The sequence below is a fragment of the Pseudomonas caspiana genome, assembly GCF_040224095.2.
Taxonomy (GTDB): domain Bacteria; phylum Pseudomonadota; class Gammaproteobacteria; order Pseudomonadales; family Pseudomonadaceae; genus Aquipseudomonas; species Aquipseudomonas caspiana.
Window position 1 is genome coordinate 5,573,578 of sequence record NZ_CP167995.1, and the last position, 16,082, is coordinate 5,589,659.

At 57.8% G+C, this 16,082-nt stretch carries 17 protein-coding genes and 1 pseudogene; 15 read left to right on the top strand and 3 right to left on the bottom strand.

The annotated features are described in order from the left end of the window. Window positions 1-115: 115 nt before the first annotated feature. From phaZ to ABRP31_RS25105, 3 genes are all read left to right on the top strand, one after another. Window positions 116-970: a poly(3-hydroxyalkanoate) depolymerase gene (gene phaZ, locus ABRP31_RS25095; protein ID WP_087274403.1), complete on the top strand. Its 855-nt coding sequence runs from the start codon at window positions 116-118 to the stop codon at window positions 968-970. A gap of 157 nt (window positions 971-1,127) precedes the next feature. Continuing rightward, entirely contained in the window at window positions 1,128-2,813 is a 1,686-nt protein-coding gene (phaC, locus tag ABRP31_RS25100; protein ID WP_349972177.1) for a class II poly(R)-hydroxyalkanoic acid synthase, read from the top strand. Window positions 2,814-2,952: 139 nt separating this feature from the next. Further along, complete coding sequence (locus ABRP31_RS25105; protein ID WP_349972176.1) at window positions 2,953-3,567, top strand: TetR/AcrR family transcriptional regulator; 615 nt, start codon at window positions 2,953-2,955, stop codon at window positions 3,565-3,567. Window positions 3,568-3,824: 257 nt separating this feature from the next. On the opposite strand, the gene ABRP31_RS25110 is transcribed toward ABRP31_RS25105, so the two are convergent. The 3 genes from ABRP31_RS25110 to ABRP31_RS25120 all read right to left on the bottom strand — a co-directional run bounded on the left by ABRP31_RS25110 (window position 3,825) and on the right by ABRP31_RS25120 (window position 5,662). Next, window positions 3,825-4,706, bottom strand: coding sequence for a phasin family protein (locus tag ABRP31_RS25110; protein ID WP_349972174.1), 882 nt, complete (start codon window positions 4,704-4,706; stop codon window positions 3,825-3,827). Between the two features lie 10 nt (window positions 4,707-4,716). Continuing rightward, complete coding sequence (locus tag ABRP31_RS25115) at window positions 4,717-5,142, bottom strand: phasin family protein (protein ID WP_087274410.1); 426 nt, start codon at window positions 5,140-5,142, stop codon at window positions 4,717-4,719. A 241-nt stretch (window positions 5,143-5,383) separates the two neighbouring features. Further along, window positions 5,384-5,662, bottom strand: coding sequence for a polyhydroxyalkanoic acid system family protein (locus tag ABRP31_RS25120; RefSeq protein ID WP_349972173.1), 279 nt, complete (start codon window positions 5,660-5,662; stop codon window positions 5,384-5,386). Between the two features lie 143 nt (window positions 5,663-5,805). Here ABRP31_RS25120 and ubiE point away from each other — a divergent pair, with 143 nt between their 5' ends. The 12 genes and pseudogenes from ubiE (at window position 5,806) to ABRP31_RS25180 (ending at window position 16,067) form a co-directional block, all read left to right on the top strand. Next, window positions 5,806-6,576 (top strand): bifunctional demethylmenaquinone methyltransferase/2-methoxy-6-polyprenyl-1,4-benzoquinol methylase UbiE, encoded by a 771-nt coding sequence (ubiE, locus tag ABRP31_RS25125; RefSeq protein WP_020293519.1) that lies wholly within the window; start codon window positions 5,806-5,808, stop codon window positions 6,574-6,576. After that, on the top strand, window positions 6,576-7,199 hold the full coding sequence (locus ABRP31_RS25130; RefSeq protein ID WP_349972172.1) for an SCP2 sterol-binding domain-containing protein: 624 nt from the start codon (window positions 6,576-6,578) through the stop codon (window positions 7,197-7,199). Before ubiE ends, ABRP31_RS25130 begins: the two co-directional genes overlap by 1 nt. Then, window positions 7,196-8,815 carry a ubiquinone biosynthesis regulatory protein kinase UbiB gene (gene ubiB / locus ABRP31_RS25135; protein ID WP_349972170.1) on the top strand — a complete coding sequence of 540 codons (1,620 nt, stop codon included), beginning with the start codon at window positions 7,196-7,198 and terminating at the stop codon, window positions 8,813-8,815. The genes ABRP31_RS25130 and ubiB overlap by 4 nt, the downstream gene beginning before the upstream one ends. 68 nt (window positions 8,816-8,883) lie before the next feature. Further along, window positions 8,884-9,276 carry a phosphoribosyl-AMP cyclohydrolase gene (gene hisI, locus ABRP31_RS25140; RefSeq protein WP_087274417.1) on the top strand — a complete coding sequence of 131 codons (393 nt, stop codon included), beginning with the start codon at window positions 8,884-8,886 and terminating at the stop codon, window positions 9,274-9,276. Between the two features lie 3 nt (window positions 9,277-9,279). Beyond that, on the top strand, window positions 9,280-9,612 hold the full coding sequence (locus ABRP31_RS25145) for a phosphoribosyl-ATP diphosphatase (protein ID WP_027901649.1): 333 nt from the start codon (window positions 9,280-9,282) through the stop codon (window positions 9,610-9,612). A 41-nt stretch (window positions 9,613-9,653) separates the two neighbouring features. Next, the gene (locus ABRP31_RS25150; protein WP_087274419.1) at window positions 9,654-9,926 is read left to right on the top strand and encodes a twin-arginine translocase TatA/TatE family subunit; all 273 of its coding nucleotides are present in this window, start codon (window positions 9,654-9,656) and stop codon (window positions 9,924-9,926) included. A 10-nt stretch (window positions 9,927-9,936) separates the two neighbouring features. Continuing rightward, on the top strand, window positions 9,937-10,434 hold the full coding sequence (gene tatB, locus ABRP31_RS25155) for a Sec-independent protein translocase protein TatB (protein WP_349972169.1): 498 nt from the start codon (window positions 9,937-9,939) through the stop codon (window positions 10,432-10,434). Beyond that, the gene (tatC, locus tag ABRP31_RS25160) at window positions 10,431-11,225 is read left to right on the top strand and encodes a twin-arginine translocase subunit TatC (RefSeq protein WP_349972168.1); all 795 of its coding nucleotides are present in this window, start codon (window positions 10,431-10,433) and stop codon (window positions 11,223-11,225) included. Before tatB ends, tatC begins: the two co-directional genes overlap by 4 nt. Further along, window positions 11,222-11,929, top strand: a complete 708-nt coding sequence (locus ABRP31_RS25165) for a 16S rRNA (uracil(1498)-N(3))-methyltransferase (protein WP_349972167.1) — start codon at window positions 11,222-11,224, stop codon at window positions 11,927-11,929. Before tatC ends, ABRP31_RS25165 begins: the two co-directional genes overlap by 4 nt. Before the next feature lie 169 nt (window positions 11,930-12,098). Continuing rightward, window positions 12,099-13,934, top strand: a complete 1,836-nt coding sequence (locus ABRP31_RS25170) for a methyl-accepting chemotaxis protein (RefSeq protein WP_372489478.1) — start codon at window positions 12,099-12,101, stop codon at window positions 13,932-13,934. Window positions 13,935-14,249: 315 nt separating this feature from the next. Beyond that, window positions 14,250-15,209: pseudogene (locus ABRP31_RS25175) on the top strand (methyl-accepting chemotaxis protein); the annotation flags it as partial. Window positions 15,210-15,350: 141 nt separating this feature from the next. After that, on the top strand, window positions 15,351-16,067 hold the full coding sequence (locus tag ABRP31_RS25180) for a methyl-accepting chemotaxis protein (RefSeq protein WP_372489479.1): 717 nt from the start codon (window positions 15,351-15,353) through the stop codon (window positions 16,065-16,067). Window positions 16,068-16,082: the final 15 nt, after the last annotated feature.

Sequence of the window (16,082 nt, forward strand, 5' to 3'; positions counted from 1 at the left end):
GCCTTCGGCAGTTCCTACAGTAATCACTGACATTCCACATCGGCGCCCGGCCTCGGGCGATCTGGTCAAAGCGCAGGACGGCTTTCCCAGCGGTTTAACCCACAGGGCTTCGCGCATGCCGCAACCGTTTATTTTTCGCACTATCGATCTGGATGGCCACAGCATCCGAACCGCAGTACGCCCAGGCAAGAGTCATCTGACTCCTCTGCTGATTTTCAATGGTATTGGCGCCAATCTTGAGTTGGTGTTCCCGTTCGTTGATGCGCTGGACCCGGACCTGGAAGTCATCGCTTTCGATGTGCCTGGCGTCGGTGGCTCCTCGACACCCAGTCGCCCGTACCGGTTTCCCGGTCTGGCTAAACTGGCGGCGCGCATGCTCGACTATCTGGACTATGGCCAGGTCAACGCCATCGGCGTTTCATGGGGTGGCGCGCTGGCTCAACAGTTCGCTTACGACTACCCCGAGCGTTGCAAAAAGCTGGTGCTGGCAGCAACAGCGGCCGGTGCGGTGATGGTGCCCGGCAAACCGCGCGTGCTCTGGTTGATGGCCAGCCCACGGCGGTATATCCAGCCCTCTCACGTAATCCGCATTGCACCGGAAATCTACGGCGGCGCTTTTCGGCGGGATCCTTATCTGGCCGCCAACCACGCGGCAAAGGTCCGTTCGTCCGGCAAGCTGGGCTACTACTGGCAGCTGTTTGCTGGCATGGGCTGGACCAGCATCCACTGGCTGCACAAGATTCGTCAGCCGACATTAGTGTTGGCGGGCGACGACGATCCACTGATCCCGTTGATAAATATGCGCCTGCTGGCTTGGCGGATCCCCAACGCCCAGCTACACATAATCGATGACGGTCATTTGTTCTTGATCACCCGTGCCGAAGCAGTCGCGCCCATCATCATGAAATTCCTCCAGCAGGAACGTCAGCGCGCCGTGATGCACCCACATCCGACACCCAGCACACGCTGATCATTACAGACCAATAAGGATTCTCAGTACCGCAAAGAATCGTCACTGACTGCGCCGTTTGAATGGAAGTTGTACGGCGCAGAACGACGCATGCCCTGAGCGGGAATGCGCCTGCACAGAAGTATCGGTCGATGGCACGACGAAGGAGTGTTGCCCCATGCGAGAAAAATCAGCAAAGAGCGCCGACACCGTACCGGCGACTTACATAAACGCGCAAAGCGCGATCACCGGCCTGCGTGGCCAGGATTTGTTTTCGACCTTACGCAAGGTTGCCGCCCAAGGCTTGCAGCATCCGTTGCGCAGCGCTCGTCACGCTTTGGCCCTCGGCAAGCAAGTCAGCCGCGTCGTGTTGCTGGGCGAAACGCCCTACCCATTACCTGCCCGCGACACCCGTTTCGCAGACCCGACATGGAGTCTCAATCCGCTGTATCGTCGAGGCTTGCAGTCTTATCTGGCGTGGCAGCATCAAGTCAAACACTGGATCGATGAGACGGACCTGTCCAAGGATGATCGCGACCGGGCGCACTTCATTTTTTCGCTGCTCAACGATGCCCTGTCACCGTCCAATACCTTGCTCAATCCCGTGGCCATCAAAGAGCTCTTCAATAGCGGCGGCAACAGTGTGATCAAAGGCCTTGGCCACATGTTCGACGATCTGTTGCACAACAACGGCTTGCCGCGACAGACCACCAAAGACGCCTTCGAAGTCGGCCGCACGGTGGCTGCAACTCAAGGCTCGGTGGTGTTTCGCAACGAACTGCTGGAGTTGATCCAGTACAAGCCCATGAGTGAAAAGCAGTACGCCAGGCCTTTGTTGATCGTGCCGCCGCAAATCAACAAGTTCTATATTTTCGATCTCAGCCCCGCCAACAGCTTCGTCCAGTATTGCCTGAAGAATGGCTTGCAAACTTTCATGATCAGCTGGCGCAATCCGGACGTTCGCCACCGCGAATGGGGGCTGTCCACTTACGTCCAGGCCACCGAAGAAGCGATGGCCGTATGTCGCTCCATAACCGGCGCAAAAGAAGTGAATCTGGTGGGCGCCTGTGCAGGCGGACTGACCATCGCCGCGCTGCAAGGGCATTTACAGGCGAAGCGCCAACTGCGCAAAGTGTCCAGCGCCACGTACATGGTCAGCCTGCTGGACAGCCAGATCGACAGCGCTGCGACGTTGTTCATCGACGAAACGACCCTTGAAGCTGCCAAGCGTCGCTCGTATCAACAAGGCGTACTGGACGGCAGGGACATGGCGAAAATCTTCGCCTGGATGCGCCCGAATGATTTGATCTGGAGTTACTGGATCAACAACTACTTGCTGGGCAAAGCCCCACCCGCCTTCGACATCCTGTACTGGAACAACGACAGCACTCGCTTGCCCGCAGCGTTGCACGGCGATCTGCTGGACTTCTTCAAGCACAATCCGCTGACCCATCCTGGCGGGCTGGAAGTCTGCGGTACACCGATCGATCTGCAGAAAGTGACAGTCGACAGCTTCAACGTAGCCGGTATCAACGACCACATCACGCCATGGGACGCGGTCTATCGCTCGACCCTGCTGCTGGGCGGCGACCGGCGCTTTCTGCTGTCCAACAGCGGTCATGTGCAGAGCATTCTCAACCCGCCGGGCAACCCCAAAGCCAACTTCGTCGAAAACGGCAAACTCAGCAGCGACCCTCGTGCCTGGTACTACGATGCGAAAAACCACGAGGGCAGTTGGTGGCCGACCTGGCTGGAATGGATACAAGCCCGCTCAGGCACCCAGCGCGAAACCCAGATGGCATTGGGCAACGCCACATACACGCCAATGGAGGCTGCGCCTGGGACTTATGTGCATGTTCGATAAAGCGCTCGGCACTAATCCCTTGTAGGAGCTGCCGAAGGCTGCGAAAGCGGAGTGTCACGGATACACGATTCGCAGCCTTCGGCAGCGCCTACAGATGCACACATTTCCCTTCGAAATTATCTGCCAACAAGAAGACTGGATGAAAACCCGCGACCGTATCCTTGAATGCGCCCTGACATTGTTCAACCAGCAGGGCGAGCCCAATGTCTCCACCCTGGAAATTGCCAACGAACTGGGTATCAGTCCCGGCAATCTTTACTACCACTTCCACGGCAAGGAGCCCTTGGTGCTCGGCCTGTTCGAGCGTTTCCAGGCAGAGCTTTCGCCCCTGCTCAACCCACCCGAAGATGCGCAACTGGCCGCTGAAGATTACTGGTTGTTCCTGCACTTGATCGTCGAGCGACTGTCCGACTATCGCTTCCTGTTTCAGGACCTGTCTAACCTGGCCGGGCGATTGCCCAAGCTGGCTCGCGGTATTCGCAACCTGCTCAACAATCTGAAACGTACGCTGGCATCGCTACTGGCGCGCCTGAAAGCTGAGGGTCAGGTTGTCAGCGACACCCAGGCCCTGGGGCAGTTGGTGGAGCAAATCACCATGACCCTGCTGTTCTCGCTGGACTACCAACGGATTCTCGGTCGCGACGCTGAAGTACGGGTCGTGGTCTACCAGATCATGATGCTCGTCGCGCCGCACCTGACGCCGGACTCACGGCATGCGGCGCAACAGTTGGCGAGGCATTATCTGGAGGAGTGATTTCTCGCAGTACTGACAGTTCTTCAGGCAGTGGCTTTGCCTCTGACACTGTGCGTTGGCGCAACAAACACATATCCCTGTGGGAGCGAGGCTTGCCCGCGATAGGGTCAACCTTATTTACAGGCATGCACCGGGTTATCGTTTATCGTCGGAATGCCGCCCAGACCAAGCCCAGCTCCCACAGAGATTGCATTTCAGCCCAATAAAAAAGCCCGACCTGGTTTCGCAGGTCGGGCTTTCGCATTACAGCCCTTGAATCAGGACTGGCTGGCTGGGGTCGACGGCGTTGTCGATGCCGGTGCTGCGGCGGTATTGGTCGCAGCGGGTGCAGGCGTTGCTGCTGGTGTGGCAGCTGGTGTGGCAGCTGGCTTGGCGGCGGGTTTCGGCGCCGGTTTGGCGGCTGCTTTTGGGGCCGCCTTCGGTGCAGCAGGTTTTTTGGCCGCAGCCGGTTTCTTCGCCGCAGCCGGCTTGCTGGCCGCTACAGACTTGGCCTTGGTCGCGGTTTTGGTTGCAGCCTTGTTGGCAGCGGCAACGGGTTTGGCCGCTGTGGCTTTCACGGCCGGTTTGGCTGCTGCAGTTTTCGCGGCAACTTTGTCGGCGGCTTTGGCGACCGGTTTCGCGGCGGCTTTCACCAATGGTTTAGCGGTGGTTTTAGGTGCTGGTTTGGAAGCAGCAACCCTGGAAGCCGAAGCTTTGGAAGCAGGCGCCCTGGAAACAGGAGTCACCGAAGCGCCAGTCAGCTTCTCGATTTGCTTGGTCAGCAGATCGACCTTGCTGTGCAGCGCTTTCACTTCATTGCGGCTCGGAACACCCAGGCGCGAAATGGCGCTGTTCAGGCGCTTGTCGAAGGCACCTTCCAGCTCGCTCCATTTGCCCAGTGCGAGGTCTTTGACATCGCCCACACGAGACTTCGCTGCCTTGGCAGAGTCCTTGGCGGAGTCGACTTGTTTATCGACTTCAACCTTGGTCTGCTTCTCGGCTTTTTCGCCATCTTTAACCAGCGTTTCAAAAAGCTTACTGCCGTCATTGCTGATCTTGGAGTAAGCGCCTAAACCAGCCAGCCAGATTTGGCGGGAGTACTTCTCGACCTCGCCAATCCAGGAGCTGCCTTCTTTCTCGATTTTTTTCTTGCCAGCCATCCTGCTCTCCTTATTGTTTACGCGCGACACGTTCAAGCAATGCCGTCAGCTCATCGAGCTTAGCAGACAGTGTCTCCACGTCATGTTTAGACGGTATACCGATGCGATTCAAGGCGCTGGCGACCCGCCGATCAAATGCGCTTTCGATTTTATCGAGCTGCACCTCAACCCGGCCCTTCACCGAAGTCAGTTCTTCTTTGGCCGAATCGATTTCGCTATTGGCCGCGTCGACCTTTTCATCGATCACCTGCTTGGCTTTCTTCTCGGTCTGCTCGCCAACCTTGACCAGCTCTTTGAAGTACTCGGCACCTTCCTGCCCCGCCCAGGAGTAAGCACCCAACCCCGCCAGCCAGACCTTGCGGGCATACAGGCGGACGTCGGAGACCGATTTGGTTTCTTCGTCTTTGATTTTTTTCTTCAACGTAACTTTGGCCATGGTGCACCTCACGCTCGAATGTTTGAGGATCGCCCCCAGGGACAACGGGGCATGGACACGAAAGTAGTCGGAAAAATTAGAAAGCTCACCCTAGGTTTGGGTGATGTTGAAGGGGTGTAGGAATTGGGAGTAGGAATTGGCTGGATAGACATAACAGCTGTAGGAGCCAACTTGTTGGCGAGAGGCCCGTGAGCCGTACAAATCGCCTCGCGAACAAGTTCACTCCTACAAGGGAACGCGATCAGGCCAGCAGTGCTTTATCCAGCTGCCGCTCTACCTCTGCCTGGATCTGTCCGCTCATGGCCGACAGGAAGAAATTCAGCTCAAGGTTTACGCGCACCAGTGCGTCCTCGACATCCACCGCACCTTTGGCGCCCTTGCCTTCCAGCTTGACGCTGTCGCCGTTCCACTCATGCTCGATGCCGTATTTGTCAGCCAGCTTCTCGACCAGCAGCTCAGCCTTCTCGCGAGCCTTTTCCTTACCCAGCGAATGCGGGCGTTCAACAGTAATCTTGGCCATTCGATGGCTCCTTCAGCGCAAGGTCAATCGTGGCGCAACTATAACAGCCGCCCCGGATGAAGAAACTGTTGGCGATGAGCCTTGTCAAGACAAAGCCAGCCACGACGATTAGAATGGCAACACTTTATTCCGGTGAACGCGATATGAATGATCCGCGCAAAGGCAGCGATGCCGAACCTACTACTCACTTCGGCTACAAAAACGTGCCGGAAAGCCAGAAGGCCGAGAAAGTGGCGGAGGTGTTTCACTCCGTCGCAGCCAAGTACGACCTGATGAACGACCTGCTGTCCGGCGGCATGCATCGCCTCTGGAAGCGCTTCGCTATCGAACTCTCCGGCGTTCGTACCGGTAACCGCGTGCTCGACATCGCGGGCGGTACTGGCGACCTGACCAAAAAATTCTCCCACCTTGTCGGCCCGACCGGCGAAGTGGTACTGGCCGACATCAACGCTTCCATGCTCAAGGTCGGCCGTGATCGCCTGCTTGATCTGGGTGTGGCGGGCAACGTCAAATTCGTTCAGGCCGACGCTGAAAAGCTGCCGTTCCCTGACAACCATTTCGATTGCGTGACCATCGCTTTCGGTCTGCGCAACGTGACTCACAAGGAAGACGCGCTGCGCTCGATGCTACGCGTGCTCAAACCGGGCGGTCGTCTGTTGGTGCTGGAGTTCTCCAAGCCGACCAACAAGCTCATGTCCAAAGCCTATGACGCTTACTCGTTCGCGTTCATGCCATTGATGGGCAAGCTGGTCACCAATGACTCGGAAAGCTATCGCTATCTGGCCGAATCGATCCGCATGCACCCGAATCAGGAAACCCTGAAGTCGATGATGGTGGAAGCCGGTTTTGATCGCGTGACTTACCACAACATGACCGCAGGCGTCGTGGCACTGCATCGCGGCATCAAACCCTGATGTTGCTTAGCGGCTTGCTCGCCAGCGTCGAGCACGGCATTAACCGCGTGTTGCGTCTGGACAGCACCGCGTTGCCGCGTCTTGAGCGCCTGTCGGGCAAGGTGATTGCGGTTGATTGCCGCAATCCTTCGCTGCAACTGTTCATTCTGCCCAGCGACGAAGGCCTGCTGCTGGCCTCGCATTGGGAAGTTGAAGCTGATTGCACCTTGCGCGCCCCTGCTGCCAGCCTGATGCGTCTGGCTGTGAGCAAAGACAAGAGCGCTGTGCTGCATGGCCCGGATGTCGAACTGGACGGCGACAGCGGCGTATTACTGGAACTGGTCGGGATCCTTCAGGACCTCGAACTGGACTGGGAATACGAGCTGTCCCGCTGGCTTGGCCCGGTGGCCACGACCTTGCTGGGCGATCATTTGCGCAGCCGCGCGCGCTGGAGCAAAGACAGCTTCACCAACCTCAGCCAGAGCCTTGCCGACTACTTGAACGAAGAGTCGCGCACTCTGGTGGGGAAACACGAAGCCGAAGCCCGTTTCGCCGAACTCGACCAGATAAAACTTGATCTGGAACGCCTTGAGGCGCGCTTTGAGCGCCTCGCCCAATCCTCTGACTCCAGCGATAACGCATGAAGCTGCTTGCCGTCCGCCGTTTGTTTCGTATCCAGCGTGTCGTGATCCGCTACCGTCTCGATGACTTGCTGTTTGCTCTGCCGTTACCGTGGTGGATGAAGGCCACGCGCTTTGTCATGCCGTGGCGCCTGCTTCCGCGCAACAACGCAGAATTGCCCCGTGGTGCGCGTCTGCGTCTGGCGCTGCAAGACCTTGGGCCGATCTTCATCAAATTCGGGCAGATCCTGTCGACCCGTCGCGACCTGCTGCCCGAGGACATCGCCGACGAACTGATGCTATTGCAGGACCGCGTTCCGCCGTTCGACCCGCAAGTGGCGATCAAGCTGATCGAAGAGCAGCTGGGCGCGAAGATCAGCGAAGTGTTCAGTCGCTTCGACGTCACGCCACTGGCTTCGGCTTCTGTAGCGCAGGTCCATGCGGCGCAACTGAAGACCGGCGAAGAAGTGGTGGTCAAGGTTGTGCGCCCAGGCCTCAAGCCCGTCATCAGCCAGGATCTGGCATGGCTGTTCATTCTGGCCCGCACTGCGGAGCGGATGTCCGCCGACGCCCGCCTGCTGCACCCGGTGGACGTGGTTGCCGACTACGAAAAGACCATCTACGACGAACTGGACCTGCTGCGTGAAGCCGCCAACTCCAGCCAGTTGCGCCGTAACTTCGAAGGCTCGGACCTGCTCTACGTGCCTCAGGTCTACTGGGACTGGTGCCGCCCCAAGGTGCTGGTCATGGAGCGAATCTACGGGATTCAGGTCAACGACCTGGCGACCCTGGCGGATCAGCGCACCGACATGAAATTGCTGGCCGAGCGCGGTGTGGAGATTTTCTTCACTCAGGTGTTCCGCGACAGCTTCTTCCATGCCGACATGCACCCCGGCAATATTTTTGTCAGCACGGTCAACCCGTGGAGCCCGCAGTACATCGCTATCGATTGCGGAATCGTTGGCAGCCTGACGCCGGAAGATCAGGATTATCTGGCTCGTAACCTGTTTGCCTTTTTTAAACGTGATTATCGTCGCGTCGCGCAACTGCACATTGATTCGGGCTGGGTACCTGCGGAAACCAAACTGAATGAGTTTGAAGCTGCGATTCGTACCGTGTGTGAGCCGATTTTCGAGAAGCCGCTCAAGGATATTTCCTTCGGTCAGGTGCTGATGCGTCTGTTCCAGACCGCTCGCCGCTTCAACATGGAAGTCCAGCCGCAGCTCGTTCTGCTGCAGAAAACCCTGTTGAACATCGAAGGCCTGGGCCGTCAGTTGTATCCGGATCTGGATCTGTGGAGCACCGCGCAGCCGTTTCTGGAGCGCTGGATGCGTGATCGCGTTAGCCCGAAAACGCTGTTTGGCAATTTGCAGTCCCAGGTTGAGCAGATCCCGCATCTGGCCAACATGACGCGGGACTTGCTGGAACGCATGTCGCAACCGCACCGGTCTGATCCGCCGCCACCATGGCGTGAGCGCGGTGACGGTTGGGCATTGCGTTTGCTGGGTTCGGCGCTGCTAGCTGGTGGCGCAGTAATGGCCTCGACCTTGTTCGCCGAGGGTACTGCGCTAGTGGCTCCACTCGCCTGGCCCGCGTGGATCATGTTGGTGGCGGGCCTGTATCTGGTCATCCGCCGATAGCCAGCGACGCTGCCCGCTGGCACACTGTTCAATCCGCCGAGGCCTGAAGCCCGGCTGCCGGAGTAGATATGAAAGACTGGCTGGACGAAATCAAGTGGGACAGCGACGGTCTGGTGCCTGCTATTGCTCAGGATCACAAGACCGGACGAGTTCTGATGATGGCGTGGATGAACCGCGAGGCCCTGAACCTCACCGCCGCAGAGAATCGTGCAATCTATTGGTCGCGTTCGCGTGGCAAACTCTGGCGCAAAGGCGAAGAATCGGGCCATGTGCAGAAGCTTCATGAGCTGCGTCTGGACTGCGACGCCGATGTGATCATCCTGATGGTCGAGCAGATCGGCGGCATTGCTTGCCATACCGGGCGTGAAAGCTGCTTCTACCGCGTCTACGAAGACGCCGCCTGGAAGACCGTCGAACCGGTCTTGAAAGATCCTGAAGCTATTTATCACGCAGGACACTGAAACATGACTGATACCTTGACCCGCCTGGCCGAAGTGCTGGAGTCGCGCAAAGGTGCCGCTGCCGACAGCTCTTACGTCGCCAGCCTGTATCACAAGGGATTGAACAAGATTCTGGAAAAGGTCGGCGAAGAGTCGGTCGAAACCATCATTGCCGCCAAGGATGCCGCTGTGAGCGGCGATTGCAGCGATGTCATCTACGAAACCGCTGACCTGTGGTTTCACAGCATGGTGATGCTTGCTGCATTGGGTCAGCACCCACAAGCAGTGCTGGATGAACTGGACCGCCGTTTCGGCTTGTCCGGGCATGCGGAAAAAGCCGCACGCACAGCTGACTGACCTTCACTTTTCGAGCTTGAAATTTCTACGAGGATTGCTTCATGGGTATTTTTGACTGGAAACACTGGATCGTCATCCTGGTTGTCGTGGTACTGGTATTCGGCACCAAGAAACTCAAGAACCTGGGTACTGACGTCGGCGAATCGATCAAGGGCTTTCGCAAGGCCATGAACGACGACGAAAAAAACGCAGAGCAGCCGCCAGTGCAACCTCAGCAGCCGCCGCAAGCTGCACCACAGGGCTCACCCCTGAACCAGCCGCACACCATCGACGCGCAAGCGCATAAAGTCGAAGAGCCAATCCGCAAAGACTAGGTCGTATTGAATGTTTGGTATCAGCTTCTCTGAACTGCTGCTGGTCGGCCTCGTCGCCTTGCTGGTGCTTGGCCCTGAGCGTCTGCCCGGTGCTGCGCGTACCGCCGGTCTGTGGATTGGCCGGTTAAAACGCAGCTTCAATGCGATCAAACAGGAAGTTGAACGCGAAATCGGAGCAGACGAAATCCGTCGCCAATTGCATAACGAGCACATCCTGTCGCTGGAAGAAGAAGCGCGCAAGATCATGTCTCCGCAGCAGCCACCGGCCAACCCGGCTCCCGCACCCGCAACTGAGCAGGCGCCCGCTGAACCGGTGGTTTCGAGCATCCCGAACACGCCGTCTGTGACACCTGCTACCGACCTGGGTCCAGCCGCCCCGGCGGGCACAACGCCTGCTGCCGAACCGACGACTCAGGTGGCGACTGAACCTGCGCACGCTTCGCCAGCAGCGCCAGCACCCAACGCACCCTCCGCCAACGATTCGTCACTGCCACCGCGAGCCCCATGAGCGATATTCCGGAAAATGACCAGCAAATGCCGCTGGTCTCGCACCTCACAGAACTCCGTTCGCGCCTGCTGAAATGTGTCCTGGCGATTTTCGTTATCTTCGGCTGCCTGTTTTATTTCACGCAGAAGATCTACACATTCGTCTCGGCACCGCTCCGGGTTTTCCTGCCTGAAGGCGCGACAATGATCGCCACTGATGTGGCCTCGCCGTTCATCACGCCGTTCAAGCTGACCATGATGGTTGCGTTGTTCCTGGCCATGCCGGTGATCCTGCACCAGATCTGGGGTTTTATCGCGCCAGGCCTGTACAAGCATGAGAAACGCATCGCGGTACCGTTGCTGGTATCGAGCATCATCCTGTTCTATTCGGGCATGGCCTTCGCTTACTACCTGGTCTTCCCGCTGATTTTCCACTTCTTCGCCAGCGTGACGCCTGAAGGCGTTTCGATGATGACGGACATCGCCAGTTATCTGGACTTCGTCATGACGCTGTTCTTCGCCTTCGGCGTGGCGTTTGAGATTCCGGTAGCCGTCGTGCTGCTGGTGTGGATCGGCGTCGTTGACGTGAAGTACCTGAAAAAGATCCGTCCGTACGTGATTATCGGTTGCTTCGTGGTCGGCATGATTCTGACTCCACCGGATATTTTCTCGCAGACACTGTTGGCGGTGCCGATGTGGCTGTTGTTCGAGATTGGCGTGCTGTGCAGCTCGCTGATCACCAAGCGCGGCGATCATGCCGATGATCAGCCCGAACAAGACAAGCAAGACCAGCCGCCCGCGACTCAGCCGTGAATCTGCTGCTTCTCGAAGACGCCGACTTCGTTGCGGCTGACCGGGTCGTACTGCGCGACCGACGCCTCAAGCACATGCAAGAGGTGCATCGCGCAGAAGTCGGCGACAGCCTGCGTGTAGGCCGCATTGGCGGCTTGCTGGGCAGCGCTGAGCTGCTGCGACTTGAGGCACACGAAGCCGAGCTGCGTATCACCCTCGACAGCGCCCCGCCCGCCAAACTGCCGTTGACCCTGCTGCTGGCCCTGCCCCGTCCGAAAATGCTCCGCCGGGTGTTTCAGACAGTGGCGACCATGGGCGTGCCCAAGGTCATTCTGCTCAACAGCTATCGCGTGGAAAAAAGCTTCTGGCAGACGCCGTTCCTGGAACCGCAAGCGATCCGCGAGCAACTGATCCTCGGCCTCGAACAGGCCCGGGACAGTGTGTTGCCCGAGATCATCATCGAAAAACGCTTCAAGCCGTTTGTCGAAGATCGCCTGCCGGAGCTAGTTAAAGACACGATGGGATTGGTCGGACATCCCGGCAGTTTTCCCGCCTGCCCGCGTGCCGTCACGGGCCCTGTGACCTTGGCCATTGGTCCGGAAGGTGGCTGGATTCCCTATGAAGTCGACCTGCTGACCAAGGCAGGCCTGCAACCGGTGCAGCTTGGCGAGCGTATTCTGCGGGTGGAAACTGCAGTTACTGCCCTGTTGGCACGTTTGTTCTAACGCTTACTTGCGTTAATTACATCCCTTTAGTTCATGCTCCTCCGGCCGATGTAGGTGAATACATCTAAAATCCGCCAAGGAGTGGGTCATGCATCGCTGGTTTACCCGAAGTCTCGCTAATGCGAGTGTCAGCTTGAAATTGGCAATTGGCTTTGGCCTGGTCGTGTTGATGACCCTGGTGATCAGCGCCACAGGATGGTTCAGCACCCAGAACCTGATCTCCCGCGGCGACCGCGTGACCGCAATTGCGGACGTTAACGAGGTGACCCTCCAGTTGCGTGTCAGCCGCATGCGCTACGAGGTGCTTTATAACGCAGAGACCGAAGCCGAGGTCAAAGCCAACCTTGATAAGCTCGACGCACGCCTGAAAAAGGCGCGGGAGCTACTTCGCTCTCCGGCCAACATTGCGCTGCTGGATGAGCAGATACAGTCTGCTCGTGAGTATCGCGACGCCTTCAGTGAAATGGTCAAAGCCATCGCAACGCGTGAAGGCAGTCGCAGCCAGATGGGCGACAGTGCCGACAAGGCCGTCGCGGAAGCGGACAAAATCGAAGCGGCTCTGCTCACGGCCGATGACATTCTGGCTTTCAACAGCATCGTCGATGTCAGCAAGCAGATCCAGCAGGCGCGCTTTCAAGTGCGCGGTTATACCTACAGCGGTCGACCTGAATTCGAAAAGAACGCCAATCAAGCCATTGATGAAGCCATGACTGGCATCAACACCCTGGCCGGAAGTATCTCCTCCGTTTATTTGCCACAGTTGCAGCAAGCGCTCGAAGGCTTGAAAGGTTATCGCGCAGCAGTGGGCGTGTACCGCGACGCCCAAGCCGCGAGTAAAGCAGCACTGGGAAAAATGACAGTCCTGGGCGGCAAGATGATCGACGTCAACAACCAGATGATTGTTACTCAGAACAAGAGCCGTGATGACGAAAGCGCGCAATCGGTGCAGATGATCAGCATAGCAACGGTATTAGCCCTGCTTTTCAGCATCCTTGCAGCGTGGATCATTACTCGCCAGATCTCCACGCCTTTGCGCGAGACGCTGGAAGTCGTAGAACGCGTGGCCGCCGGTGATCTGAGTCGCGACCTGACCATTGATCGAAAGGACGAACTGGGCTCTCTGCAACGCAGCATCCAGACTATGACCGTCAACCTGCGCCAGTTGATCGGCGGAATTCGCGACGGCGTGACCCAGATCGCCAGTGCAGCTGAAGAGCTGTCTGCGGTGACCGAGCAAACCAGTGCCGGGGTCAACAGCCAGAAGGTCGAGACTGACCAGGTAGCGACCGCGATGCATGAGATGACTGCCACCGTGCAGGAAGTCGCACGTAATGCCGAGGAAGCCTCTGAGGCGGCCGTCGCGGCAGATCAGCAAGCTCGTGAAGGTGATCGCGTGGTTAACGAAGCCATCACTCAGATAGAGCGTCTGGCCTCGGAAGTGGGCAACTCTACCGAAGCCATGAACGAACTCAAGCGTGAAAGCGACAAGATTGGCAGCGTGCTGGACGTGATCAAGTCGGTTGCACAACAAACCAACCTGCTCGCTCTCAACGCCGCCATCGAAGCAGCGCGCGCGGGTGAAGCCGGTCGAGGCTTCGCGGTTGTCGCCGACGAAGTCCGCAGCCTCGCCCAACGTACTCAGAAGTCGACAGAAGAGATCGAGCAACTGATTGCAGGCCTGCAGAGTGGCACGCAGCAAGTGGCGACCATCATGGATAACAGCCGCGAATTGACCGTAAGCAGTGTGGAACTGACGCGCCGCGCCGGTAGTTCGCTGGAAAACATCACCAAGACCGTTTCGGCGATCCAGGCGATGAACCAACAGATTGCCGCAGCAGCTGAAGAGCAAAGCGCTACCGCCGAAGAGATCAATCGCAGCATCCTTAACGTGCGCGACGTCTCCGAACAGACTTCCGCTGCCAGTGAAGAAACCGCAGCGTCCAGTGTTGAACTGGCGAGATTGGGCAATCACCTGCAGGTGATGGTGAGTAAGTTTAAGGTTTAACGCCTATGGGCTTTTATGTGGGAGCGCGCTGTGTCAGGACATAGCGCGTGACTCCATTCACACACCCCACTCAGAATCGTCCTACGACCGACTCAGGTCGCGCTCTTCTTTGCCCTGCCGATGCGCTGACAACGTAGATCCTGGCTCGCCCAGGCCCTACCTGTTTCGCACACTTGCAGGAGCTTTCCGATGTTTCGATGGATCAACCACACACTTGGCAACACCAGCGTAAAACTCAAACTGTCCTTAGGTTTCGGTCTGGTGCTGATGCTCACAATGGCGATCACCCTGACCGGCTGGCATGGTCTGGACACCATGATCGAACGCTCGGAATCCCTGACGTCCATCGGCCAACTGAGCAACATGACCAAGGATTTGCGCACCGATCGCATTATCTTTCGGCAGAAAAACAGCCCGGAAAACGCGAACAAAGTCGTCAATCAACTCAACGGGCTGGAGAGTCACCTGGAGACGTTGCGCAAAGAAATCGACGACAGCAAAAGCGTCAGTTTGCTGACCGGGCAGAGCAAGCTCGTCGCCGACATGGAGAAGACCTTCGCGGCGCTCAATGAGGAGAACCAGCGGCGAGATCTATCCCGGAGTCAGCTGGAACAGCAATCGGAACAGGCAGTACAGGCCGTCGCGCTGGTGGAGAGCGAAGTGCTTAAAGCCGTTAGCCAGGAACAGGACAATGGAGAGCGGCTGGACGAATTCACCAACATCTCCCAACTCAAACAGCAGATCCAGAACGCTCGATTTCAGGTGCAGGCCTACACCTTCACTGCACGCGATGTGTATGAAACGGCAGCCATTGCGGCTATCGATGAATCACTGAAGGAGGTGCAGCAGATTGGCCAGGATCAGGCCGACAGTAATCTTAAAGGTCTGCAGCCTGCCAAAGAGGCGCTGGAGCGTTATCGTGCTCAGCTCGGTCACTTCAAGGACATTCAGGTCAAAGTTGAGGCCGCTCAGGAGACGCTCGAAGACCTGGGCGACAAGATGCTCAGCAGCGTTGCCGAACTCCTTGCGCTGCAAAGCCAGCAACGTGATACCGAAGCTGACACCTCTCGCACGACACTGAGCAGTGTTGCCTCACTGGCATTACTGCTCGGCCTGCTCGCCGCCTGGGTCATGACGCAACAGATCATCGCCCCGCTGCGCCAGACACTTGCGGCGGCAGAGCGCATCGCCAAAGGTGATTTGAGCAAAGATTTGCAGGTTCAGCGCAAAGATGAAATGGGACAACTTCAAGACAGCATGCAGGCCATGACCCTCAGCTTGCGACAACTGATCGGCGGGATCAGCCAGGGCGTGGGGCAGATTACCGACGCGGCGCAGCAGTTATCCGCAGTGACCGAACAGACAAGCACCGGGGTCAACAGCCAGAAAGACGAGACCGATCAGGTTGCTGCGGCCATGAACGAAATGACCGCTACCGTGCACGAAGTGGCACGTAGCGCGCAGGATGCCTCTCAGGCGGCAGCTCAAGCAGACCAGCAGGCGCGTGAAGGAGACAAGGTGGTCGGTGAAGCGATCGGGCAGATTGAGCAATTGGCAGATGAGGTCAAGAAATCAACCCAGGCCATGAACCGACTGAAGCTGGAAAGCGACAAGATCGGCGGTGTACTGGACGTCATCAAGTCGGTGTCACAACAAACCAATCTATTAGCGCTGAACGCCGCCATTGAAGCCGCACGCGCTGGCGAAGCAGGACGCGGCTTTGCCGTCGTGGCCGATGAAGTACGCGGCCTGGCGCAGCGCACTCAGCAATCCACAGAAGAGATCGAGGAGTTGATTGCAGCCTTGCAAAGCGGTACCCAACAAGTCGCTACCACACTGGATAACAGCCGCAGCCTGACCGACAACAGCGTGCAACTGAGCCGCCGCGCAGGCAGTGCGCTGGAGCAGATCACCCGCACCGTATCCACCATTCAGGACATGAATCAACAGATAGCCACCGCCAGCGAAGAGCAAAGCGCCGTGGCCGAGCAGATCAATCGCAACATTATCAGTGTGAGGGATGTGTCAGAGCAGACCGCTGAGGCGAGCGATCAGACGGCGGCGTCCAGCGTAGAGCTGGCGCGGCTGGGCACGCAGTTGCAGGAATTGGTGGCGAAGTTCCGGGTGGGTTGAAGATCAACGTGTAGG